Raw genomic sequence first — 24,534 nt, forward strand, 5'->3', positions numbered from 1 at the left:
TAACTAACTCAACACCTGTGAGTGTCCACACAGATTTGCTTGATAAATTGTTAAAGAGCGTTGACCACACACTGAGTTTTCAGCGGGTCAGGGCTGCGTATTCTACGCATTCCCGTTAGTGCGTCAAGTAGTTTTTTCAACTTTCTCAACACTCATCGTTTAGCTTGCTAACCGATGAACTGCATGGCTTTCTTTGCTTAACTTGCGTTACGCTGTCTGCCGTGTCAGTGGATGCGCATTATAGGGAGATTGARAAAGTCCGCAAGGGCTTTTTTGAGAAAAATGGATCTTTTTTTAATACTTTCAGTTAGTCACACAATACCCCCACTTTATCCTCAGACTTATCCACAAAATGGGTTTTAACGGTTAAATTTGCTACAGCGGCGGGTTAACTTTAGAGGCTATCGATAAGAATGAAATGATGTTCAATGGGGAATAACGACGATTAGCTATATAAAGAAGAGTAAGAATGTAATCCGGATGACATGGAAGTAAACGTGAGGCTTAATTCTAAATTAATGAAGAAATAAAAAGGCAACTTAGATAAGTTGCCTTTAGTGTACGTTTTATTCTACTTATTCAGTAGGCTTAATCTGTCAGCAGATTAACTTAACTTGCCGTGACATTGTTTGTACTTACGACCAGAGCCACAAGGACAAGGATCGTTGCGACCCACTTTGTCACCATCACGGATCATCGGTGCTTGCGCAGTGACAGCTTCATGCTCATCACCACCGCCAACAAGCGACTCTGCCGCTGCGTGTTGATAGTCGCGCTGGATCTTGGCATCTTCTTCACGACGACGCGCTTCCATTTCTTCCACATCTGACTGAGCCTGCACTTGTACTTTCGACAGCACACTGATGACGTCATGTTTCAAGGTGTTCAGCAGTTGTTGGAATAACTCAAACGACTCACGCTTATATTCTTGCTTTGGATTCTTCTGTGCGTAACCACGTAAGTGGATACCTTGGCGCAGATGATCCATCGCCGCTAAGTGTTCTTTCCACAGACCATCGAGCGTTTGCAGCATAACGGCTTTCTCGAACTGGCGTAGCACTTGTGCGCCAACCATTTCTTCTTTTGCCTTATACGCATCGCCCCAAGCAGTAATAATACGCTCACGTAGACTCTCTTCATGCAGATCGTCTTCTTTATCTAACCATTCCTGGATAGGTAATTTGAGCATAAATTCTTGGTGTAGACGTTGCTCTAAACCTGGGATATCCCACAGCTCTTCTACTGATTGCGGTGGAATATACTGATCAATTACTGCGCCAATCACATCGTCTTGGATGTTTTGGATAGTATCTTCAATACTTTCCGCATCCATCAACTCATTGCGCTGGGCGTAAACCACTTGGCGTTGATCGTTAGCGACGTCATCAAATTCGAGTAATTGCTTACGGATATCGAAGTTACGGGCTTCAACTTTACGTTGAGCGTTTTCGATTGCGCGTGACACCCATGGATGCTCGATCGCTTCGCCTTCTTCCATACCCAGCTTTTTCATCATGCCAGAAACACGATCCGAGGCGAAGATACGCATTAAGCTATCTTCCATCGACAGGTAGAAGCGTGATGAACCCGCGTCACCTTGACGACCCGCACGACCACGTAACTGGTTATCGATACGGCGTGATTCGTGACGTTCTGTGCCTAGGATATGTAAACCACCCGCAGCAACGACTTCATCATGACGAATTTGCCAATCGGCTTTGATCTTAGCTTTTTGCTCTGCTGTTGGATTATCGAGTTCATCGATTTCCATGTTCCAGTTGCCGCCAAGCACGATATCGGTACCACGACCTGCCATGTTCGTCGCAATAGTCACAGAGCCAGTACGGCCAGCTTGCGCGACGATTTCTGCTTCTCGTTCGTGGAATTTAGCATTTAAAACTTCGTGCGGGATCTTTTCCTGCACCATTAAGCGCGCTAACAGTTCAGACTGTTCGATTGATACTGTACCCACCAATACTGGCTGACCACGTTCACGGCAATCTTTAATGTCTTTAATGATCGCTTGATATTTTTCATCGGCGGTCAAATAAACTTGTCAGCTGTACCTGTCATACCTGCCAGCTTCTCGTATTGACGGAAGTAGTTCTGGAAAGTGATCGAAGCTAATGTTTGGTTTTCGTTTTGAATGTGTACGCCTTCTTTGGCTTCGACAGCTTGATGTAAGCCTTCTGACCAACGACGACCTGGCATAGTACGACCCGTGTGTTCATCGACTATGATGACTTCGTTGTCTTGTACTATGTAATCCACATCACGTTCAAACAGCGTGTGCGCACGAAGCGCCGCGTTGACGTGGTGTAACAGGGAAATATTAGCTGCAGAATAGAGTGAATCGCCTTCGGCTAACATGCCGCGCTCGATCAACAGGTTTTCTACTTTTTCTTGACCACGTTCGGTAAAATGCACTTGTTTGGCTTTTTCATCGATGCTGTAGTCGCCCTCACCCACAAACTCTTCCGTATCTTCTTTATCTTGACGGATAAGATTGGGGATCAGGGTGTTGATCTTGATGTATAGCTCAGAGCTATCTTCGGCAGCGCCAGAAATGATCAGCGGCGTACGCGCTTCGTCGATTAAGATTGAATCCACTTCATCGATTAGGGCGTAGTGCAACGGACGTTGAACCCGTTCTTGCGGTGAAAACGCCATGTTATCGCGCAGATAATCGAAACCAAACTCGTTGTTGGTCCCGTAAGTGATATCGGCGTTATAGGCAGATTTCTTCTCATGTTGGCCAATGCCTGCGACGTTGATTCCTACGGTTAAACCAAGGAACTCAAACAGTGGGCGGTTATTCTCGGCATCACGACGTGCCAAGTAATCGTTCACTGTAATCACGTGGACGCCTTTGCCTGTCAATGCGTTTAAGTAGGCGGGTAAGGTTGCCGTTAAGGTTTTACCTTCACCCGTACGCATTTCAGCAATACGGTTGCTGTCGAGTACCATACCGCCGAGTAACTGTACGTCGAAATGACGCATATCAAATACACGCTTAGACGCTTCGCGTACTGTCGCAAAGGCTTCAGCCATGATGCTATCTAATGAAGCTCCAGCAGCTAAACGCTCACGGAACTCTGCGGTTTTCGCCTTTAATGCTTCATCGGTTAATTTTTCATAATCAGCTTCTAATGCGTTAATGCTAATAACGATCTTTTGAAGCCCTTTAAGGGTGCGGTCGTTGCGACTACCAAATACTTTTGTCAGTAATTTACCAAACATCTGAATCACTTATTCTCTGTAGGCCAAGTCCATGATGGAAACTAGAAGCCAATGTTTCAATTAACTTGCTTTGCGGTAGACAAACTTTTGTGGATCTATCTGCTGTCCGCCGCGCAACACTTCATAATGCACATGAGCCCCAGTTGAGCGCCCAGTGCTTCCCATACTGGCGATAGCATCGCCTTTTGCGACCACATCACCTACAGTCACTGACAAAGCTTTATTATGGCCATAACGCGTATGCAAACCGTTACCATGGTCGATTTCAACCAATTCGCCATAACCGAACATATTTCCAGCAAAAGTCACCACGCCTGCAGCAGTCGCAACAACTTTAGCTCCTTCTCGACCGGTAAAATCAATCCCCTTATGCACAGACCTGCGACCGTTGAAAGGGTCATTACGTAATCCGTAGGGCGACGACAACCAACCTTTATCGAGCGGGATACCTGATATATAACGTTCATCATCTATATGGTGGTTAGATGACACTGTTTCAAGTAGTGAAAGCTGAACATTATTATTGTCAATTCGTGATGCCAACTTATCCATATCGTCGATAAGCTGTCCGAGCTCGATGTTAGTGCCTAGTTCGCTCAAACCACCCACACCAACCTCGGATGAAAAATCAAAATCTTCATCCAACTTATTCTGCTGGGCGACCTGTTGACCTAAAGCTTCGAGACGGGTGATCTTGGCTTGCATACGTGCAACATGAGTCACAAGCATAGCCAGTTGAGACTCAGTAGCACTTTTAAGCTCTAAGACTTGTTTCTTTTGTTGTTCGCGCACGAGACGATCGTTATCGACACTGGCTTGCTGATCTTGAAATCGAGCGGAGTTGTGTTGATAAATACCGGACCCAGTGGCCAACAATAGTATTGGAAGTAGCAACCAGCGTTTACTGGGCTGCCAGCGTGTGACGCCATTCCGACCTTGAATAAATACTGTTACACTCATAGCCTAATTCAGCCATCTTATTATCATATGAAAAAGCCCCCTCAAGATCTCAGCCAATTACTGCATCAATCGGGAAAATTACCCGACCTTGCTGAGAAAGCGGAACTACTTATGTATCTGGATCAGCATGTGAAGCAGATTATTGCAGGTCCTGTTGCGGAGCAACTAAAAGTCGCTAATTTCCGCCAGGGTGTTCTTGTGGTTGAAACCACTTCGGCAGCTTGGGCTGCGCGAATTAATTTCCAAAAGCCGAAGCTATTAACCCAGCTTCAAGCAGAAACGCTCCCAATCCTTACCGCAATTGAAGTTAAAGTCAACCCGAGATTAGCAATGTATGACGCAAAGCCTAAACAGGGACATAAAGAATTAAGCCCAGCAGCAGCGGAGCACATTGCAGCATTAGCGGAAAATATTGGCGGTTCACTGGGTGAAAAACTAAAACGGCTGGCCTCATTGGCCAGCCGTAATAAATAATCTTACCGCTTTTTAAGCAAATACAGCGCCACCTGGTACAGTAAAGCTGACGGGAACATCGGCTTCTTTTTCGAAGCTGACCAACTCCCACGCATCCTGTTGCGCAAGCAAAGCACGCACCAATTGGTTGTTCAACGCATGACCAGTTTTATACGCAGTGAACTCACCTAAAATAGCGTGCCCAGCCACATATAAATCACCAAACGCATCTAGAATTTTGTGCTTAACAAATTCGTCCTCATAACGCAGGCCGTCGGGATTAAGGACGCGATATTCATCAAGTACAACAGCGTTTTCCATGCTGCCGCCCAACGCTAGGTTGTTGGCTCGCAAATATTCGATATCACGCATAAACCCAAAAGTACGGGCACGGCTGATATCTTTCACGAAAGCAGAAGTTGAAAAGTCCATCACCACATGCTGTTGGCTACGAGCGATTTCTGGATGCGCAAAATCAATTTTAAAATTGACTCTAAAACCTTTAAAAGGTTTTAACTCGGCCCATTTATCGCCATCTTCAACGCGCACAGGGCGCTTAATCTTTAAATACTTCTTAGGCGCGGCCTGCTCTTTAATACCAGCAGACTGCAACAAGAAGACGAATGGGCTTGCACTGCCATCCATAATAGGAATTTCAGGCGCGTCCACTTCGATTACAGCGTTATCTATGCCTAAACCCGCAAGAGCTGCAAATAAATGCTCAATGGTCGAGATACGAATACCTTCGTCATTGACAAGTGCCGTACACATAGTGGTTTCACGAACTTGCTCCGCCTTCGCTGGGATGGCGACGGCAGGACTCAAATCGGTGCGCACGAGTACGATCCCTGAATTAACGGGCGCGGGCATAATGCTCAAAGTGACCTTGTTGCCAGAATGCAATCCGACACCAGTTGTTTTCACCATTTTCTGAACAGTTCGTTGAAATATCATTCAGTTACCCGTTTATATGCCAATTATAAAGCCTAATATTTGTACACTCAGCGTCGGCAAATCGAGCCGCACTGGTTCAACATAATAACATAACTTTATTATGTCACACAAATGCAGCTATGTTGTGGTATTGCCCAAAACGAACAACACCTCACATATTACGCTGGACTCAAACGCTCTCGCTAGTCGGCTTGCTTACGCAAAAATGCTGGAATATCAAGATAATCCAATTCATGCTTTGTCGATGGTGCAGGCGTAGGAGCTGGCTGCGGAGCCGCTGGCAACACGTTGCCTTTTGGCGCTGCATAGTTCACATGTGCAGCTTCTTCGACATAGGCTTCGACTTTTGGTTCAACAACTACAGGCTCTGGACGAGGTGCAGGTTTAGAAACCAATTGGATATCAGGACGCTTTTCAGCACCGATACCAGTCGCAACAACCGTTACACGCAGCTCATCACTCATTTCTGGGTCGATGACAGCACCAACAACCACAGTCGCGTTGTCAGAGGCATAAGCCTTAACATGATTACCGACAGTTTCGAATTCTTCGATACTCATGTCCATACCCGCAGTAATGTTAACTAACACACCACGCGCACCGGCTAAGTCGATGTCTTCTAATAATGGGCTGGCAACAGCAGCTTCGGCCGCTTCTTCAGCACGGTCTTCACCGCGAGCGACACCTGTACCCATCATGGCATTACCCATTTCAGACATCACAGTCTTCACGTCGGCGAAGTCGACGTTAATCAGACCTGGACGAGTGATAAGCTCAGCAATACCTTGTACCGCACCAAGTAACACGTTATTCGCTGCGGCGAACGCATCGAGTAAAGAAGTACCACGGCCCAATACTTTTAATAATTTTTCGTTCGGGATAGTGATTAACGAATCCACGTGCTTAGCCAGCTCGGCAATGCCTTGCTCAGCGTAAGCCATACGTTTTTTCCCTTCGAATGGGAAAGGCTTAGTCACAACCGCAACGGTCAGAATACCTTCTTCACGTGCGATTTGAGCCACAACAGGTGCAGCACCTGTACCTGTACCACCGCCCATACCGGCAGCGATAAAGATCATGTCAGAACCTTTGATTGCCGCGCGAATGTTTTCGCGGTCTTCTTCAGCTGCAGCACGACCCACATCTGGGTTTGCCCCTGCTCCAAGACCTTTAGTGACATCGCGTCCTAATTGAATTGTTGAGCCAGCGCCTGATTTTCTCAGGGCCTGAGCGTCTGTATTGGTAACGATAAACTCAACACCTTCAATGTTGTGTTTGACCATATGTTCGACAGCGTTACCGCCGCCGCCGCCAACGCCGATGACTTTAATCACCGCGTCGTCTGAGTGAGTATCCATGATCTCAAACATTGTCTGATCTCCGTGTTGCCTGCGTTATGAAAATTAAAATTCGCCCTTAAACCAGCTTTGGACCCGATTCCAAGCGCTAGTTACCCCTTGGCGCTCAGGACGTTCGAACTGACGTTCGATCACCCGTCGTGCGCCGTAATGAAGCAGTCCGACTCCTGTGGAGTAAATAGACTGGTCCACGTATTCATATAAACCTTTGATCGGTAGCGGTGACGCTACGCGAACTGGCATGCCAAAAGTCGCTTCCGCAATATCGACCACACCTTGAATCGACGCTGTGCCACCTGTGAGCACAATACCTGCGGCGATTTGATCTTCTAACCCACTGTCTTTCAACTCTTTAAGCACAAGCTCAAACAGCTCTTGGTATCTTGGTTCAACCACTTCGGCGAGCGTGTGACGTGACATGCTCCGCGATGGACGACCACCTACCGATGGCACTTCAATACTGTCTTCGCGGCTCACCATAGAACTGCGCGCACAGGCGAACTGCACTTTAATTTGTTCAGCATGTGACGACGGCGTGCGGAAAATCTTTGCGATGTCGTTCGTCACTTGGTTACCTGCAACCGGTACAACCGCACAATGACGCAAGGCGCCATTGGTATATACCGCGATATCCGTAGTGCCACCGCCGATATCGACGATACACACACCTAAATCTTTCTCATCGAAGGTCAACACAGCATCGGCTGAAGCAATCCCAGAGAACACTAAGTCGTCGACCTTAAGGCCACAACGCTCAACGCTCTTAGTAATATTCTTCGCCATATCATTGGCGCAGGTCACTATGTGTACCTTGGCCTCCATACGCATACCGGACATACCGATTGGGCTGCGAATACCGTCTTGAACGTCGATTGCATATTCCTGCGGCAGCACGTGTAAAATGCGACGTTCGGTCGGGATCTTCACCGAGCGAGCCGTATGGATCACGTTATCAACATCTTCCTGTGTCACTTCTTCATCGTTGATCGATACCATGCCGTTTTCATTTTGGCAGGCGATGTGTTTACCCGAAATACTCAAGTAAACCGATGACACTTGGCAATCCGCCATTAATTCCGCTTGATCGAGCGCACGTTGCACACTGCGAACTATCGAATCTAAATCGTTCACGCCACCTTTATCCATTCCCCTTGAGGGATGGTTACCAAGGCCGACTATGCTAATTTCGCCATCGGGCAGAACTTCGCCTATGATCACTGCGACCTTAGAGGTTCCTATGTCCAATCCGACGATAAGGTTTCTATCTTGGTTTTTGATCATTAATTATCGGCTCTCTTGTTTGTGCATCGCCCCAGCCTACGGCCAACCCTGTGTCGTAGCGTAAATCTACTCTGGCAACGGATTTCTCTTGTTTCGCCAAAACCGGATAAACAGTAATAAATCGTTGTATCCGTGCAATTTTATCTTCTCGACCCAAATCTAAAACGATACCGTTTCCAAGGGTCGCGTGCCACGCATGTCGTGGCGTTAAATTCAAACTGGCTAAGGTAAAGCCGTTAATCTTTAGTAGGGAGTTGATCTGTGCATAGACAGTCAACACCTCAAGGCCCATATCATTTGGTCCAGATAACTGCGGTAAATGCTCAAGCTCTGGGTGCGATGGCGCTTCGAATACTTCTCCATGCACGTTCAACCACAAGTCACCATTCCAATGGGCTGCGGGTTGTTGCTCTTGCAAATACACCCTGAGTTTCGCTGGCCACTCACGCCTTACCGATGCGCGATATACCCAAGGTAAAGCTTCTAACGCCTGCTGCACTAAGGTAATGTCAGCACTAAAAAAACTGCGCTGCATTAAATGCTGTAGTGCTACTTGTATATCTTTATCTGTGGTGTAAACCCGCTCACCTTTGATGGCAACGGCCTCAATCGGCAAGTTGCTGGCATCATTCAAAAATTTATGTAACTGATAGCCACCAAATACAAAACTGGCTACGATGAAGAATAAAAAGCCAGCCCCGCTCCACTGATACCAATTAAACCGTGACATTCTTGCCCGCCAGTGCCGCCTCTTATCACTCCAAGACACGCTTCATCCCACCTTTAACGACACCCATTAAAAACCACAGAAAACCGGCCATTATATAGACCAAAATCCTTTGGTCAAAATTTCCTTTTTCTCGCAGATCAAGCGCTAAAGATCAGCTTGCTTGCGCAGGTAATTCCACCACAGCAAACCCTAATCCAGACGACGCTAACTGTCGTGACAGGGCGCCAATATTACCCGCACCTTGGGTGAGTAATAAATCCCCGTCCTGCAATACATCGGGCAGCACTTCTGCAAGCAGATCTGGGCTTGCGATAAAGATCGGATCTAGCTGACCACGCAAGCGAATTGAGCGGCATAATGCGCGACCATCCGCACCTGTGATCGGCGCTTCACCCGCACTATAAATATCGAGTAACAATAAGCAATCCACTTGTGATAACACTTCCACAAAATCCTCATACAAATCACGGGTACGAGTGTATCTGTGCGGCTGATACGCCATGACCAAACGTCTATCAGGCCATCCTGCACGCGCAGCTTTAATGGTCGCCGCAACTTCGCTGGGATGATGACCATAATCATCCACTAACATGACTTCGCCCTTCGGCGTGGCGAATTTGCCTAAATGCTGGAAACGACGCCCTATACCTTGGAACTCCACTAGAGCCTGAGTAATAGCGTTATCGTCGATTTCATCTTCAGTCGCCACCGCAATGGCCGCTAACGCATTGAGCACATTATGTTGGCCCGGTAAATTCAACACCAGATCGAGATCTTCTTTAGCTTTACGTCTGACAGTAAAACGGCACTGATGACCTTGCTGGCTAAAATTAAGTGCTTGCACGTCCGCATCGTCACTGAAACCATAGGTCACGTGTTTACGGCCAATACGCGGCAGAATCTCACGCACGACGGCATCATCAATGCACACCACAGCGACACCGTAGAACGGCAAGTTGTGCAGAAAATCCACAAAAGTCGATTTCAGTTTTTCAAAATCACCGCCATAAGTATCCATATGATCAGCTTCGATGTTAGTCACCACACTGACCATAGGCTGCAAATGCAAGAAGCTCGCATCACTCTCATCGGCTTCGGCAATCAAATAACGGCTGGTGCCTAATCTGGCATTGGTACCGGCACTGTTGAGCAAGCCACCAATCACAAAGGTTGGGTCCCGCCCAGCTTGACCATAAACGCTGGCGATAAGGCTCGTTGTCGTGGTTTTACCATGGGTGCCCGCAATCGCCACACCATGTCGATAACGCATCAACTCGGCTAACATCTCAGCACGACGCACAATAGGAATACGTAATTCTTTAGCGGCAAGGATTTCTGAATTTTCCAGATTAATCGCGGTTGATACGACGACCACATCCACTTGCTGCACGTTTTCAGCGGCATGACCAATTTGGATCTTGGCACCGAGTAAACACAATCTGTCGGTCACGGCATTTTGCGCAATATCCGAACCACTCACCTGATAGCCTTCGTTCACTAACACTTCGGCGATCCCGCCCATGCCCGCGCCGCCAATGCCGACGAAGTGAATACGCTTAATACGGCGCATTTCTGGGATCATACTTCTCAGTTGTGCGTATCTTTCTGTCTTAGTCATGCTTATCCTTTCTCAGCAAGGCTGATGCACACTGCGGCAACTTGTTCAGTCGCATCCAGTACCGCAACGTCTCTCGCTCTTTGGCCCATACGGGCTAATTCTGTTCTGTCATTGGCGAGCAACTGTAATTTGTTCGCCAGTTTATTCACGTCCAAGATGGCCTGTGGCAATAGGAAAGCTGCGCCAGCCTCAACCAATACTTGAGCGTTACGGGTTTGATGATCATCCACTGCATGGGGATAAGGTACCAGAATACTCGGTAGCCCCACCGCCGCTAACTCAGACACAGTCAAGGCGCCAGCTCGGCACAATACCACATCAGCCCAGCGATAGGCGGCTTCCATATCGTCGATAAACTCAGCGATATTCACGCCACCATCTTGTCCTTGTTGCTGATATGCCGCCTTCACGCCCGTAAGATTATCTTTTCCCACTTGATGCCAAACCGTCACTGACTGCTGCTGACTCAGTATCGCGACAGCTTCAGGCATCAGATCGTTAAAGACTTTGGCGCCAAGGCTACCGCCGACAACTAATACTTTTAAGGCTTCATCAGCCTCTGGCTTTGGTTCTGCACCTAAGGCAATCAGTTCTTGGCGAATCGGATTACCAACAACCTTGGCCTTCACTGTGGTAAAGGTATTTTTAAAGGCACATAACACTTGCGTCGCAATCCGCGACAACAACTTGTTCGTCATCCCTGGGATGGCATTTTGCTCATGTAGTACCAATGGAATACCGGCTAATCTTGCCGCCACACCACCTGGGCCACTGGCGAATCCGCCCATGCCAAGGACCACATCGGGTTTAAACTCAGCAATCACGGCCTTAGCCTGCAATATTGAGCGCACCACTTTAAAGGGCGCCGCGAGTTTTCGGATCAAACCATTACCGCGCACACCTTTGATATCAATGAAATCAATATCAAATCCATACTGGGGCACTAAACGCGCCTCCATACGATCGGCCGTGCCTAACCAACGCACTTGCCAACCCTGTTGAGCTAAATACTTAGCCACCGCCAGTGCCGGGAACACATGTCCTCCCGTACCACCCGCCATGACTAAAATACGTTTTCCTGTTGGAGTCATCACTTCAATCTCCCTTGCACGGCCTGAACTAATGTCATACGCCGCTCGTAATCAATGCGCAGCAACATCATCGCTGCCGCAGTCATGACCCATAAACTACTACCACCGTAACTGATAAAAGGTAATGTCAGCCCTTTGGTTGGCAACATGCCGATACTCGCGCCGACATTCACCACAGTCTGGAAACAAATCCAAATACCGATGGCATAACCTAAATAACCTTCAAATGGCTTATCCATGGCTAAACACAAATTACCTAAACGAATCGATCTCAGCGCCACAAATAGCAGTACAGATAACACGGCAATAATGCCGATAAAGCCCAATTCTTCCCCGATCACGGCAAAGATAAAGTCTGTGTGCGCTTCGGGTAAATATTCTAATTTTTGAATACTATTACCTAGCCCTTGGCCAAACCAATCGCCGCGACCATAGGCCATCAAAGATTGAGTCAACTGGTAACCGCTACCGAAGGGATCTTGCCAAGGATCCATAAAGGAGGTCACTCGGCGGATACGATACGGCTCCAATAGCACTAGGGCCACAAACGCCAATACGCCCGCAAAAATCAAGGCAAAGAAATCGAGTAAACGCGCACCGGCTAAAAACAATAGACCAACCGTTCCCACAAATAGCACCACCACAGTACCTAAGTCGGGCTGCATCAAAATCAGCACAGCATAAATCGCAAATACTGCAATCGGCTTATAGAAGCCTTTAGCATTCTCGCGCACTTCCTGATGACGCCTCACTAAGTAACCCGCCATATAGATGGCGAAGGCAAATTTAGCGACTTCCGCCACCTGGATGCGAATAGGGCCTATGGATAACCAACGCGTCGCACCGTTTACCGTAGTACCAACTACCAATACAGCTAACAACATCAAACCCACAATCAACAACAACATGGGGCTCCAGCGCTGCCAAGTCTGCATCTCTACTCTTAGCACAAATGCCGCAATGAATAAGCAACCCACTAAATAACCCACATGGCGAGTCATAAAATAAAATGGGTTCCCCGTGAGTGTTTGCGCTTCAGGCATAGAGGCTGACATCACCATTACAAAGCCGAAGCTAATCAAAGACAACACAGCCGCGAGCAAAGCACGGTCGTACAATTGCACGCCCGGGACTTCGGTATCACGTTGCCAATTGGGTATTGCTAAACGCAAACGCCCAAATAGGCTAAGTTGTCTTGCATCACTCGCCATTAAGTTGTCCCACGAGGTTTCTAAAATCATCACCTCGAGCCATGAAGTTACTGTACATATCTAAACTGGCGCAGGCTGGCGATAATAAAACGATATCACCAGAGGTTGCCAATTCAGCGGCTTTCGCTACCGCAGCAGCCATAGTGTCGACTCTTATCGAGCCGTCTTTCAATGCAGCAATCTTTTTACCATCGCGGCCTAAGGTGATGAGGTGCGTCACTTTAGCTAAAGCCACAGCTAAAGGCTTAAAATCAGCCCCTTTACCGTCACCGCCAGCAATCAAAATAATATCGCCTAAGTGGTCACTCAAGCCATCGAGCGCGGCGACTGTGGCACCGACATTTGTCGCTTTAGAGTCATTGACATAGGTCACGCCATTCTTAATACCAACCACTTCACAGCGATGGGATAAGCCAGTAAAAGTACGCGCCACTTTTGCCATAACGTGCTTATCGACACCGACGACATCCACAAGCGCCATCGCCGCAAGTAGGTTGGCATGGTTATGACTGCCAATCAGCGAGACTTCAGTGATCGGCATTATTTCGCTGCTGCCGTGATAAATCTTGCTGTCGCTGATGCCCCATTCGTCCGCTTCTGGCGCCGCTAAACCAAAACTGTTTTGGTTCATTGGTTCTGGCGGTACGGTCAGTTTATCGTCACGATTAAAGAGTACGGCACGGGTTTGTTTATATAAACGTAATTTAGCCTCGCGGTAGGCATCAATGTCACTGTATCTGTCCATATGGTCTTCGCTGATATTCAAACAGGTCGCCACTACACACTTAAGGCTGTGGGTGGTTTCCAATTGAAAGCTCGACAACTCAAGCACAAATAAGTCCGCATTTTCATGCAGTAAATCCAGCGCAGGCACACCGATATTACCTCCGACGGCAACAGCAATACCCGCTTCCCTTGCCATCTCGCCCACCAGCGTAGTGACGGTCGATTTTCCGTTAGAGCCAGTAATGCCAATCACACAAGGTTTACGGTCAGCAATTTCACGGGCAAATAGCTCCACATCGCCAATCACCTCAATGCCCATATCCACAGCGGCACGCACCTCTGGGGTATAAGTAGCAATGCCGGGACTAATAATGATCTGCGTCGCTTGCACAAGATAACGGCAATCGAATCCGCCAGAAATCAGCTTCACATCAGGAAAAGACGTTGCTAACGTTTCGGCGCCCGGAGGCTGCCGACGACTGTCCATCACCAATGGCGTAATGCCCTTTCCACACAAATAGCGCACCACGGACAAGCCCGTGGCCCCCAAACCTAACACTATGTGTGAATACTGATTTTGCATAACCAATTACCTTAACTTCAACGTGGCTAAGCCAAGTAAGACGAGGAATATCGAGATAATCCAAAAACGCACTATCACTCGAGGCTCAGGCCAACCTTTTAACTCATAGTGATGGTGGATCGGCGCCATGCGGAAAATACGCTGGCCGCGTAACTTGTACGAACCCACCTGCAGAATCACTGACAGGGTTTCCATCACGAACACGCCGCCCATGATCACTAACAAAATCTCTTGGCGAACGAGCACTGCAATTGTGCCCAGTGCAGCACCTAATGACAGTGAACCCACATCGCCCATGAAGACTTGCGCAGGGTAAGTGTTGAACCACAAAAAGCCCAGACCCGCACCGACAATGGCGGTACAGACGATCACTAACTCACCCGAACCGGGTAAATGCGGGATATGTAAGTAATTCGCAAACTGAGCGTGACCCGACAAATAAGCAATCAAGGCAAACGCCGCCGCGACCATTACCGTCGGCATAATCGCCAAACCATCGAGACCATCGGTTAAGTTCACCGCATTACTCGAACCCACTATCGTGAAGTATGCCAATACGATAAATACGGCGCCGAGTTGCGGCATCACGTCTTTAAAGAAAGGCACCACTAACTGGGTTTCACCTGGATTGGCCGCCGTGGCATACAGGAAAAAAGCAATAAGCAGCGCAGCCAAAGATTGCAGAATGTACTTCCAGCGCGCGATCAAGCCTTTAGTGTCTTTACGTACCACTTTGCGATAATCGTCGATAAAACCGATCAAACCGAAACTGCCGAGCACAAACAGCATGACCCACACATAGCGGCTACCCAGATCACCCCACAACAATACGCTGATGAAAATAGCAGCCAATATCAGCAAGCCACCCATAGTCGGCGTGCCACGCTTACTAAAATGTGATTCTGGACCATCGTTACGCACAACCTGACCAATTTGCAGTAATTGCAAACGTTCAATCAGTTTAGGGCCAAACCATAAGCTAAAAACCAATGCAGTCAATAAGCCTAAAATGGCTCGAAATGTCACATAGGAAAACACGTTAAACCCGGTATGAAAACGGGTTAAATACTCGGCCAGATATACCAGCATTTACACTAACTCCCCACGCCCGAAGGCTACTGTTAGGCCATCCACGACCCGCTCCATGGCGGCGCTACGTGAACCTTTAACGAGAACCGTTACCTGTCCCGGCAACTGGTTTATATGCTTTATAAGTTTTTCTACTAACGTCGCCACACTGTCATAGTGCTCCGCACCGAAAGCTTGGCTCGTGTGCTGACTTAAAGTTCCGGTACAAAACAAGGCATCAATCCCCTGTTGCTTGGCCAGTTGCCCTAGTTCAGCGTGTAAAAGGGGCGCATTGTCGCCTAATTCTCCTAAATCTCCCAGTACCAGACAGCGATTTTCAGAAATTTCCTTTAACCAAGCGATCGCCGCGCCAACGGAGACAGGATTTGCGTTATAGCTATCGTCGATTAGACGCACGCGCCCCAATTGACTCGGCTGCATACGTCCTTTCACTGGCGTTAATTGGCTCAAGCCTTCAGATATTTCAGTCAAACTCAATCCCAAAGCAATACAAACACTTGCAGCGGCGAGTGCATTACTCACTTGATGACGACCCGCCAACGGCAATACCACTTGGCAAGATTCACCTAAATAATTGAGCATAAAACGATAGCAACCATCCGCATTAGTCTTATGGCCTGTCGCTATCACGTCGATATGACGTTTAGCGGCGCCATCTTGCTGGGAGAAGCTCAGTTGCTTATAAGGTCTTGCCTTAACGCTCATAAAATCAGCGAAGGCATCATCGGCATTGATGATGGCAGTGCCATCGGCCTGCAGATGATTAAAAATTTCTGACTTCGCCTGTGCGACACCCGCTTGTGATCCAAATCCTTCTAAATGGGCGCTGCCGACGTTATTCACCAACGCGACGTTTGGACGCACAAGTCCCGAGGTGTAATCGATTTCACCTTTATGGTTAGCGCCGAGCTCGAATATCCCAAACTCATCCGCTGGCGTTAAACGCAGCAAAGTGAGCGGCACACCAATCTCATTATTAAAATTGCCAGCGGTATAGAGGATTTGATGCTTTGCCGACAGAATGGTCGCGATCATTTCCTTCACGCTGGTTTTGCCGTTTGAGCCAGTCAAAGCAACACAAATCGGATTGATCTGGTCACGAACATAAGCACCAATCGCACCCATGGCTTTTTGACAATCAGCCACTATGAGCTGCGGGATATCAAAAGCTAACTCACGCTCAACCATTAACGCCGCTGCGCCGTTCGCAATAGCTGTAGCTGCAAAATCATGGCCGTCAAAGCGCTCACCCTTTAAGGCAACAAACAGGGTTGCAGCGCCGATTTTGCGGCTATCACTGCTTAAATCTTGGATGGTGACGTCGTCACCGACTCGATGCACGCCTAAGTGTTGACTTAGAGTCTCGAGAGAAAGAGGGATCATCTTGATTGCTCCGATAACTGGCGTGCCAGGGCGCGTTCATCATAGTCATGACGCACACCTGCCGCCTCTTGGTAAGTTTCGTGGCCCTTGCCCGCCAGCAAGATCACATCGCCAAGTTTAGCCAATGCCACAACCTCTTTAATTGCTGCGATACGGTCAACCTGAGTCAATGCCTGCTGAGGGTGGGTTAGCCCTTGGATAATATCGGTAATAATTTGCGCGGGGTCTTCACTGCGCGCATTGTCGCTGGTCACCATAATGCGGTCAGCAAACTGTTCAGCAGCTTGGCCCATCAAAGGACGCTTGCCCTTATCACGGTCGCCACCACAGCCAAATACGCACCATAAATCACCGGCACAATGGCGACGTAGCGCGTTTAACGCTTGTTCGATCGCATCTGGCGTATGGGCATAATCGACCACTAAGGTGATGTTATCCGCAGTTGTGAAACGCTCCATACGACCTGCGACGGGCGTTAGGTATTGCACTTGCTCGGCTAACGCTTTCATATCAAGACCTTGCAGGTACAAGGCCGATAGCGCCGCGAGTAAATTAGAAAGATTAAAGGCACCAAGTAGTGGCGAGTGGATTTGAGTCTCGCCCTCGGGCCAGACTAAGGTTGCACTGACACCTTGATCGTCAAACTTGGCATTTTTAGTATAAAAAGCCGCGGCTTGATGACCTTCAATACTAAAGCCCCACATTTGCGCAGGCACAGATTTAAGTTCAGTCAACCAAGACACGCCAACTGCATCGTCGAGATTCAATAAACCGTGACCTAAAGTGCTGAAACGAAATAGGCTTTGTTTAGCGGCGGCATAGCTTTCCATATCGCCGTGGTAATCGAGGTGATCGCGCGTCAGATTAGTGAACACGGCAACATCAAATGGTACTGCGTCGACGCGGCCTTGCACTAAGCCGTGACTCGACACTTCCATGGCGCAGACACTCGCGCCTTGGGCTTCAAACTCATGCAACTGACGCATTAAGGTAATCGCATCGGCTGTGGTGTTACCACTATCAACAAGCTCGCCCCAGAGACCATTGCCAAGGGTGCCCATGACGGCGGCTTTGCGCCCCAATGAAGTCACCAGTTGTGCAATGAGTTGACTCGTAGAGGTTTTACCGTTAGTTCCGGTAATACCGATAACCCCAAGGGATGGCATAACGGCAGACTTGTGCGCTAAGGGATAACGCTGGGCGGCAATTGCCGATACCTGACGACTTAACTGAAAGAAATAAATCTGCACACCGTGCTCGGCATTATCGCCCAGCAACACTTTGCCATGTTGGTCAGCATCATCCGTGTGAACTAATACGCCTGCTGCACCTAAATCTAAGGCTTTTTCAATAAACTGTCTGCCATCGACTTTATGTCCTGGCAGCGCCAAAAACACATCGCCGCGACGTATTGCGCGGCTATCTAAGGTCAGATCATTGAAGGACTGCGCGCCAGCATAATGTAGCCAAGGCGCTAGCAAATCCCGTAATAACATCATTCTGCTCTCCCAGCGGCGATTCCCGCCAATTGCACTTGTTCTTTATCGGTAATGGGTTCAACGTTTAACATTTGCAGTGCGCCAGACATGACTTTGGCAAATGCAGGCCCCGCCACTGAACCACCATAATAGAGATCGCCCTTAGGCTCGTTCACTACCACCACTATCGCTAATCTAGGATTATTCGCAGGAGCAACACCCGCAAATAAAGCAACATAATCATCACCATAGCCACCAGCAACTGCCTTACGACTTGTGCCAGACTTACCTGCAACTGGATAACCGTCGATGTGCGCTAAGGTGCCAGTGCCACCTTTTTCCGTTACGCCGACTAGCATTTGCATCACATCGTGGGCCACATTTTCAGAAATGACTCGCTCACCGACAGGTGGCTTTTTCAGTTTCATTATCGAGACAGGGAACAAAGTGCCGCCATTGCCTAAGGTGGCGTACATACGCGCAAGTTGAAGTGTTGTTGCCGTTAAGCCGTAACCGAAGGACAAGGTGGCACGTTCAAAGTCTGACCAACGGTGGCGATCTTGAATCAAGCCAGCGCTTTCACCCGTGAGGTTAATTCCCGAAAAACTGCCAAGTCCCATGGATTGATAAGTGCCGAGCAGTTGCTGCACCGGAATAGACAAAGCCAATTTACTGATGCCGACGTTACTGGATTTAGCCAAAATACGCGCCAAACTCATATCGCCGTAGTTCGCGGGGTCACGTACTTGGCGACCACCTAAACGCATCCAACCCGGTGAAGTGGCAATAATATCGGTCGATTTAACTGTGCCAGCTTCAAGCGCTGCGGCTACCACAAATGGCTTAATGGTCGAACCCGGCTCAAAGGTATCTGTCATAGCACGGTTACGCATTCTGAAGGTTTGCAGATTGTCGCGCGCATTGGGGTTATACGAAGGCGTATTCACCATAGCCAAGACTTCACCCGTGTGAATGTCGAGGACGACAATCGAACCCGAAGTCGCTTGGTTCATCTCAGTGGTGCGTTTTAGTTCGCGATAGGCTAATTGTTGGATCCTATGATCGATACTCAGCACGAGATCGTTAGGGCTCTCACCTTCCTGCACTATATCCAGACGCTCGACGACATGACCATCGCGTGACTTACGCACTTTTTGTTTGGAAGGCGTACCTGTTAACCAACTATTGTAAGCATTTTCAACACCTTCAATCCCAACATCATCTATGTTAGTGATGCCGATTAACTGAGCTGTAATTTCACCACCAGGATAATAACGGCGAGATTCAGACTTTAGAAATACACCGGGTAATTTAAGCTGAGTAATATAGTCCGCAACCGCAGGGGTAATTTGGCGTTTCAAGTAGGTGAAGCGTTTGGTGGGGTTACTGCGCACTCGCTCTAACAAATCTTCGAGGGGCTCATGCAACACATCGGCTAAGGCTTGCCAGCGGCGCATATCGGCAAAACCATTACTATCATTGACTTGTTTTGGATCGGCCCAGACGGCTCGTACAGGTACGCTCACGGCCAACATGTCGCCATTACGGTCGGTGATCAAGCCACGCTGCACTTCACGACTAGTGGTCCGCAATGTTCGCATGTCACTTTCGTGACGTAATTTGTCGGGCTCGATAATTTGAATGTAAGCTGCGCGTCCCACTAGGCTGCAAAACAACGCACACACAAACCCGACCACTACGTATAAACGCCAGTGGATCAATTGAGGTTTTTGCGGTTTGCTTACCCGTTTGATTTTCGCTTGCCTAGTCATATCTTCCCTATACTCACGGCACCTTTACCACAACTTCTTCGCTGGGTAACGGACGACTCATGTTGAGTTCCTTAGAGGCAATACGCGTAATACGACTGTGCTCAGTCTGCGATTGCTCTTCTAATAATAAATTGCGCCACTCAATATCTAATCTATCTCGCTCCTGCAGTAACTGGTCCCACTGGGTTGTCAGTTGACGGCTAACATGGCTGCTATAAACCACGGCAACCGCATTACTCAGCACAAGCAAGGCTAATAACAAGATCCATTTGTGCAGCCATAAATCATGTAAAACGATCCGTGGCAGATTAATCGAGGGCTTACTCACAGTGCGCCCCTTAGTAATCTAAACGCTCGGCAATGCGTAACACTGAGCTGCGAGCTCTGGCATTGCGTTCGATTTCTTCGTCGGATGGCATAATCGCCTTGCCCACGGCACGTAACTTACGCGACTTGTTAATTTGATCTTCAGTAACCGGAAAACCGTGCGGTACACTTTCGCCTTGGCTATGACGACGAATAAAACGCTTCACGATACGATCTTCTAAAGAATGAAAACTGATGACCGACAAGCGTCCTTGGGGAGCGAGCACATTGACGGCTCCTTCAAGAGCCTGATCAATTTGATCTAATTCACTATTGATATAAATGCGGATCGCTTGAAACACCCGAGTCGCAGGGTGTTTATTGCGTTCTTTATTTTTCGTGATACGCGCAATTAAATCGGCTAAATCTTTAGTACGTAAAAACGGCGTTTTCTCACGATCGGCAGCAATACAACGGGCAATATGGCGAGCATTTTTCTCTTCACCGTAAGTTTTAAATACCCAAGCCATATCTTCAATTTCGGCACGAGCCAACCATTGCGCAGCCGTTTGGCCTTGGCTGTTATCCATACGCATATCGAGTGGACCATCGCGCAAAAAACTAAAACCGCGTTCAGCATCGTCTAGCTGGGGTGAAGACACACCTAAATCGAGTAATACGCCATCAATTTTGCCCACAAGCCCAAGCTCTTCGACATAATCGGCTAATTGACCAAAGCCACCATGCACGATTTGAAAGCGTGGATCGTCAGCAAATTGTTTGGCCGCTTCAATCGCTTGAGGATCGCGGTCGATGGCGATCAATCGACCATGTTCACCGAGTTGTTGTAATACTTGTCTTGAATGACCACCGCGGCCGAACGTGCCATCGATATAGATGCCATCGTCTTTGATGTTTAAACCGCCAACCGTTTCTGCTAGCAGTACGGATAAATGGGCAAATTCTTGACTCATTACTCTCTTCTTATTTAGTTATCACGACTCGTTAAAGTGAAAAATCCGCGAGGCGCTCATTATTAACGAGATCCTCACTTCGAATCGTTTCCTGACATTCATCAATTTGCTGCAGCCAAGATTGCTCATCCCACAGCTCAAATTTATTCAATTGCCCCACCAGCATGATGCGCTTATCTAAATTGGCATATTGCCTTAACGGTGGCGGCAGTAATATGCGCCCATTACTGTCGAGCTCCACTTCGTGGGCGTAGCCGAGTAACAGGCGTTTTAAAGATCTCTGGGTTTTATCGGTATCTGAAAGCTTCAACAACTTAGCTTCGATCAATTCCCATTCGTGAATGGGATACAAGAGTAAACAGGAGGATTGGATATCGACGGTAATCACGATGCGGCCTTGGTGCTCAAGCTGCAAAGGTTCGCGGTATCGCACTGGAATAGCGATCCGTCCCTTTGTATCTAAGTTGATAGCACTGGCTCCACGAAACACGCTAATTCATCCTATCCTTTGATTTTTGATCCACAAATATCCACTATTTCCCACAACTGCTAAGTTTAGGGACAGTCGACAAGCATTGTCAAGGGATGGGATCCTTTTATAAATCCAGTCGGCAAGCGGGTTAGCCGCATGTTGAGCACTTAACCTCGCGACAAACTTTTGACAAGAAAAACCATTAGAGATTGACTAAACAGAGGAAACAACAGGAATAAATAGCGCCGATATATTCAGCAACCTTTTGCTTTCAGGTGCTTGCGATGAAAAAAATGGGGAATTATTTCTGTATTTGTGGGATTTTACGGGTAGAGAAATAACGTCAAACTCAAAAACGCAAGAAAACAAACTTACGTCCATCCTTATTCGACAGTCAAAAAAGAGTTGAAATCAGCATAAAAATCTAAATTTTTATTCCAAATAAAGACGTTCATCTTTTTACTAATGGCTGAATATTAATGTCGCGATTGCGAGAAAGATCAAAAATCCCACGTAAAATCCACCAAAAGAACCACTTTATCCCTATACATTCACCTTATACCCGCACTAGCTACCTAATGGCTCGCCTTATTCGCCTTAACAAGTTAAACGGCGTATAGTCTAAATATTGACCTACTTCAGCCGATATCATATTAAGAGGTGTAATAACAAGGAGGCGTTATGAGTGGATTGGATAGCATTTATGCCATGCTGGCACAGCCAGTAAAAGCCGTGTTTCACCCTAAACGGGTTGTTGACCAAGTCAGCAGCGCAAGCGCAAATGCCCCCGATAGCCATGAAACACCGCAGTCGCAGTTACCTCCAGCGTTAGAAAGCCGCAATACTAAAGTCAGGGAAAGACGCAAAGAATCAGATAACAATAAAAATAAGAAACGCCGTGCATCGGATGAAACCGAAACGCTAAAACTAAAAGAAGGTGTCGTACTTGAAGTGACCGATGATTCCGCAGAAATCAAGAAGCCACCGAGCCAACATATCATTGATGTAGAAGTATAAATCCGTACTGATATAAAACGGAAAAGGCGCAATCCCATTGGATTAGCGCCTTTTTATTAGCCTCTTTTTAGCAGCACTATCGAGCATGTCTGAAATCAGGCCAGATTTCGAATCATGCGATACCTCAAATTAAGTTTTATCTCAAACCAATGCCGCCTCAAGGCGTATTGTTTAAGTTCGAGTTCTGGCCACCGCGTCCTGCCAACCTGTGTATAGCTGTACTCGAGTCTGGGCATCGATATTAGGGATAAAATGCTTATCGATACAGGCTTTGTGCTCAAGCTCTATCACACTCTCCCAAAAGCCCACTGCCAACCCAGCTAAAAATGCCGCACCCAAAGCGGTTGTCTCACAAACGCTTGGCCTTAACACTTCGACATCGGTAATGTCGGCTTGAAATTGCATCAAAAAATCATTAGCGACCGCGCCGCCATCCACCTTTAAACGCTTAAGGCTGACGCCACTGTCTTTGATCATGGCATCGAGTAAATCTTTACTCTGGTAAGCGATGGATTCTAACGCCGCCCGAATAATATGATTACGATTCGCCCCGCGTGTCAGACCAAATAGCGCACCACGGGCATTGGGATCCCAATAGGGCGCACCGAGTCCCACAAAAGCGGGCACCAGATACACGCCATTAGTATCGGCGACCTTAGAGGCAAAGTACTCAGTATCACTGGCATCACGAATAAGCCCCAGTTCATCTCGCAGCCATTGAATGGTCGCGCCGCCCATAAAGACTGAACCTTCAAGGGCATAGTTCACTTCACCCTTAGGCCCCACGGCAACTGTAGTCAATAAGCCATGGTTTGAGCGCACCGCTTTGGTCCCTGTATTCATCAATAAAAAACAACCAGTACCGTAGGTATTCTTCGCCATGCCGGGCTCGACACATAACTGACCAAAAAGCGCAGCCTGTTGATCGCCCGCCATTCCTGCAACTTGGATTTCACTGCCTTCGCCAGCAATCCGTGTTGTACCATACACGCTGCAGGAAGGTTTAACTTCTGGCAACATAGACGCCGGAATATCTAAGGCTTCGAGTAACTTATTATCCCAAGTCAGGCTATGGATATTGAATAGTAGAGTGCGGGCAGCATTGGTGGGATCGGTGACATGCACCTTGCCCTCGGTTAACTTCCACACGAGCCAAGTATCGATAGTGCCGAACAACAACTCACCACGCTCAGCTTGCTCACGGGCATTGGGCACATTATCTAGAATCCATTTGATCTTAGTGCCTGAAAAATAAGGGTCGAGTAATAAACCGGTATTCTCACGCACATATTCTTCTAACCCTTGAGCTTTGAGTTGCTCACAAATCTCAGCGCTGCGACGGCACTGCCACACAATCGCGTTATAAATAGGTTTACCTGTGGCCTTCTCCCATATAACAGTGGTTTCCCGCTGATTGGTAATGCCAATGGCGGCCACTTCATCGCTGTGAATACCCGCACGCGCCAATACTTCAATTAACACTGAACTTTGGCTTGCCCAAATCTCCATGGGATCATGCTCGACCCAACCCGGATTAGGGTACAACTGGGTAAATTCCCGCTGGGACACGCTGACAATGTTTGCGTCGTGATCGAACACTATCGCCCTTGAGCTGGTCGTGCCTTGATCTAAGGCCACCACGTATTTTTTCTGCACACTACTATCCTATCTGAACTCTCCGCCGCCTTTTTATGCTAGGGAGAATTAACATGATCCACCGACTTATGCAGTGAATATATTCGGAATTTACCGCCGTGACCAGCAAGCAAGCCGTAAAACAAGATAACGCCACCATGCTATAGCCATAAAAAAGCCCTGAAAATTCAGGGCTTTTTTTA

At 47.9% G+C, this 24,534-nt stretch carries 19 protein-coding genes and 1 pseudogene; 2 read left to right on the top strand and 18 right to left on the bottom strand.

Annotated elements, in window-relative coordinates:
* Positions 1-604: 604 nt before the first annotated feature.
* A pseudogene (gene secA / locus L5M49_RS16655) lies at positions 605-3,240 on the bottom strand (preprotein translocase subunit SecA).
* 60 nt (positions 3,241-3,300) lie between these two features.
* Complete coding sequence (locus tag L5M49_RS16660; protein ID WP_105251201.1) at positions 3,301-4,200, bottom strand: M23 family metallopeptidase; 900 nt, start codon at positions 4,198-4,200, stop codon at positions 3,301-3,303.
* Positions 4,201-4,227: 27 nt separating this feature from the next.
* Between L5M49_RS16660 and L5M49_RS16665 the strand changes: the two genes are divergently transcribed.
* Positions 4,228-4,674 (top strand): DUF721 domain-containing protein, encoded by a 447-nt coding sequence (locus tag L5M49_RS16665; protein ID WP_106648311.1) that lies wholly within the window; start codon positions 4,228-4,230, stop codon positions 4,672-4,674.
* Positions 4,675-4,686: 12 nt separating this feature from the next.
* Here the strand turns inward: L5M49_RS16665 and lpxC are convergent, their stop codons facing one another.
* The 15 genes from lpxC to mraZ form a co-directional block, all read right to left on the bottom strand.
* Positions 4,687-5,607, bottom strand: a complete 921-nt coding sequence (gene lpxC / locus L5M49_RS16670; protein ID WP_011845621.1) for a UDP-3-O-acyl-N-acetylglucosamine deacetylase — start codon at positions 5,605-5,607, stop codon at positions 4,687-4,689.
* Positions 5,608-5,789: 182 nt separating this feature from the next.
* Positions 5,790-6,977: a cell division protein FtsZ gene (ftsZ, locus tag L5M49_RS16675; RefSeq protein WP_106648312.1), complete on the bottom strand. Its 1,188-nt coding sequence runs from the start codon at positions 6,975-6,977 to the stop codon at positions 5,790-5,792.
* Between the two features lie 33 nt (positions 6,978-7,010).
* Complete coding sequence (ftsA, locus tag L5M49_RS16680) at positions 7,011-8,246, bottom strand: cell division protein FtsA (RefSeq protein WP_006079897.1); 1,236 nt, start codon at positions 8,244-8,246, stop codon at positions 7,011-7,013.
* Complete coding sequence (locus tag L5M49_RS16685; RefSeq protein WP_168826587.1) at positions 8,227-8,976, bottom strand: cell division protein FtsQ/DivIB; 750 nt, start codon at positions 8,974-8,976, stop codon at positions 8,227-8,229. Before L5M49_RS16685 ends, ftsA begins: the two co-directional genes overlap by 20 nt.
* A 151-nt stretch (positions 8,977-9,127) precedes the next feature.
* Positions 9,128-10,594, bottom strand: coding sequence for a UDP-N-acetylmuramate--L-alanine ligase (murC, locus tag L5M49_RS16690; protein ID WP_263266478.1), 1,467 nt, complete (start codon positions 10,592-10,594; stop codon positions 9,128-9,130).
* A gap of 2 nt (positions 10,595-10,596) precedes the next feature.
* Positions 10,597-11,685, bottom strand: coding sequence for an undecaprenyldiphospho-muramoylpentapeptide beta-N-acetylglucosaminyltransferase (gene murG / locus L5M49_RS16695; RefSeq protein WP_263207462.1), 1,089 nt, complete (start codon positions 11,683-11,685; stop codon positions 10,597-10,599).
* Complete coding sequence (ftsW, locus tag L5M49_RS16700) at positions 11,685-12,896, bottom strand: cell division protein FtsW (RefSeq protein ID WP_113941076.1); 1,212 nt, start codon at positions 12,894-12,896, stop codon at positions 11,685-11,687. The genes murG and ftsW overlap by 1 nt, the downstream gene beginning before the upstream one ends.
* Positions 12,886-14,205 carry a UDP-N-acetylmuramoyl-L-alanine--D-glutamate ligase gene (gene murD, locus L5M49_RS16705; protein ID WP_212601188.1) on the bottom strand — a complete coding sequence of 440 codons (1,320 nt, stop codon included), beginning with the start codon at positions 14,203-14,205 and terminating at the stop codon, positions 12,886-12,888. The genes ftsW and murD overlap by 11 nt, the downstream gene beginning before the upstream one ends.
* Positions 14,206-14,211: 6 nt before the next feature.
* A complete protein-coding gene (gene mraY / locus L5M49_RS16710) occupies positions 14,212-15,294 on the bottom strand; it encodes a phospho-N-acetylmuramoyl-pentapeptide-transferase (RefSeq protein ID WP_006079891.1) in 1,083 nt (360 codons plus the stop codon).
* Positions 15,295-16,677 (bottom strand): UDP-N-acetylmuramoyl-tripeptide--D-alanyl-D-alanine ligase, encoded by a 1,383-nt coding sequence (locus L5M49_RS16715; RefSeq protein ID WP_263197896.1) that lies wholly within the window; start codon positions 16,675-16,677, stop codon positions 15,295-15,297. It abuts the gene before it with no gap.
* Positions 16,674-18,176, bottom strand: a complete 1,503-nt coding sequence (murE, locus tag L5M49_RS16720) for a UDP-N-acetylmuramoyl-L-alanyl-D-glutamate--2,6-diaminopimelate ligase (protein ID WP_263266479.1) — start codon at positions 18,174-18,176, stop codon at positions 16,674-16,676. Before murE ends, L5M49_RS16715 begins: the two co-directional genes overlap by 4 nt.
* Positions 18,173-19,927, bottom strand: coding sequence for a penicillin-binding transpeptidase domain-containing protein (locus tag L5M49_RS16725; RefSeq protein ID WP_105251191.1), 1,755 nt, complete (start codon positions 19,925-19,927; stop codon positions 18,173-18,175). Before L5M49_RS16725 ends, murE begins: the two co-directional genes overlap by 4 nt.
* A gap of 13 nt (positions 19,928-19,940) precedes the next feature.
* Entirely contained in the window at positions 19,941-20,255 is a 315-nt protein-coding gene (gene ftsL / locus L5M49_RS16730; RefSeq protein ID WP_263140609.1) for a cell division protein FtsL, read from the bottom strand.
* Positions 20,256-20,265: 10 nt separating this feature from the next.
* A complete protein-coding gene (gene rsmH, locus L5M49_RS16735; RefSeq protein ID WP_105251189.1) occupies positions 20,266-21,207 on the bottom strand; it encodes a 16S rRNA (cytosine(1402)-N(4))-methyltransferase RsmH in 942 nt (313 codons plus the stop codon).
* A gap of 31 nt (positions 21,208-21,238) precedes the next feature.
* Positions 21,239-21,697 carry a division/cell wall cluster transcriptional repressor MraZ gene (mraZ, locus tag L5M49_RS16740; protein ID WP_263140611.1) on the bottom strand — a complete coding sequence of 153 codons (459 nt, stop codon included), beginning with the start codon at positions 21,695-21,697 and terminating at the stop codon, positions 21,239-21,241.
* Between the two features lie 663 nt (positions 21,698-22,360).
* On the opposite strand from mraZ, the gene L5M49_RS16745 reads away from it, so the two are divergent.
* A complete protein-coding gene (locus L5M49_RS16745; RefSeq protein WP_168826581.1) occupies positions 22,361-22,696 on the top strand; it encodes a hypothetical protein in 336 nt (111 codons plus the stop codon).
* A 171-nt stretch (positions 22,697-22,867) separates the two neighbouring features.
* Here the strand turns inward: L5M49_RS16745 and glpK are convergent, their stop codons facing one another.
* Positions 22,868-24,352, bottom strand: a complete 1,485-nt coding sequence (gene glpK, locus L5M49_RS16750) for a glycerol kinase GlpK (RefSeq protein ID WP_263140615.1) — start codon at positions 24,350-24,352, stop codon at positions 22,868-22,870.
* Between the last annotated feature and the right edge of the window lie 182 nt (positions 24,353-24,534).

It is taken from the genome of Shewanella sp. SM74, from assembly GCF_025653725.1.
In the GTDB taxonomy this organism is placed as follows: domain Bacteria; phylum Pseudomonadota; class Gammaproteobacteria; order Enterobacterales; family Shewanellaceae; genus Shewanella; species Shewanella oncorhynchi.

Excerpts from the sequence above, each read along its gene's own strand:
- L5M49_RS16660 (WP_105251201.1), bottom strand. The coding sequence starts at position 4,200 with ATGAGTGTAACAGTATTTATTCAAGGTCGGAATGGCGTCACACGCTGG.
- L5M49_RS16665 (WP_106648311.1), top strand. The coding sequence starts at position 4,228 with ATGAAAAAGCCCCCTCAAGATCTCAGCCAATTACTGCATCAATCGGGA.
- lpxC (WP_011845621.1), bottom strand. The coding sequence starts at position 5,607 with ATGATATTTCAACGAACTGTTCAGAAAATGGTGAAAACAACTGGTGTC.
- ftsZ (WP_106648312.1), bottom strand. The coding sequence starts at position 6,977 with ATGTTTGAGATCATGGATACTCACTCAGACGACGCGGTGATTAAAGTC.
- ftsA (WP_006079897.1), bottom strand. The coding sequence starts at position 8,246 with ATGATCAAAAACCAAGATAGAAACCTTATCGTCGGATTGGACATAGGA.
- L5M49_RS16685 (WP_168826587.1), bottom strand. The coding sequence starts at position 8,976 with ATGTCACGGTTTAATTGGTATCAGTGGAGCGGGGCTGGCTTTTTATTC.
- murC (WP_263266478.1), bottom strand. The coding sequence starts at position 10,594 with ATGACTAAGACAGAAAGATACGCACAACTGAGAAGTATGATCCCAGAA.
- murG (WP_263207462.1), bottom strand. The coding sequence starts at position 11,685 with ATGACTCCAACAGGAAAACGTATTTTAGTCATGGCGGGTGGTACGGGA.
- ftsW (WP_113941076.1), bottom strand. The coding sequence starts at position 12,896 with ATGGCGAGTGATGCAAGACAACTTAGCCTATTTGGGCGTTTGCGTTTA.
- murD (WP_212601188.1), bottom strand. The coding sequence starts at position 14,205 with ATGCAAAATCAGTATTCACACATAGTGTTAGGTTTGGGGGCCACGGGC.
- mraY (WP_006079891.1), bottom strand. The coding sequence starts at position 15,294 with ATGCTGGTATATCTGGCCGAGTATTTAACCCGTTTTCATACCGGGTTT.
- L5M49_RS16715 (WP_263197896.1), bottom strand. The coding sequence starts at position 16,677 with ATGATCCCTCTTTCTCTCGAGACTCTAAGTCAACACTTAGGCGTGCAT.
- murE (WP_263266479.1), bottom strand. The coding sequence starts at position 18,176 with ATGATGTTATTACGGGATTTGCTAGCGCCTTGGCTACATTATGCTGGC.
- L5M49_RS16725 (WP_105251191.1), bottom strand. The coding sequence starts at position 19,927 with ATGACTAGGCAAGCGAAAATCAAACGGGTAAGCAAACCGCAAAAACCT.
- rsmH (WP_105251189.1), bottom strand. The coding sequence starts at position 21,207 with ATGAGTCAAGAATTTGCCCATTTATCCGTACTGCTAGCAGAAACGGTT.
- L5M49_RS16745 (WP_168826581.1), top strand. The coding sequence starts at position 22,361 with ATGAGTGGATTGGATAGCATTTATGCCATGCTGGCACAGCCAGTAAAA.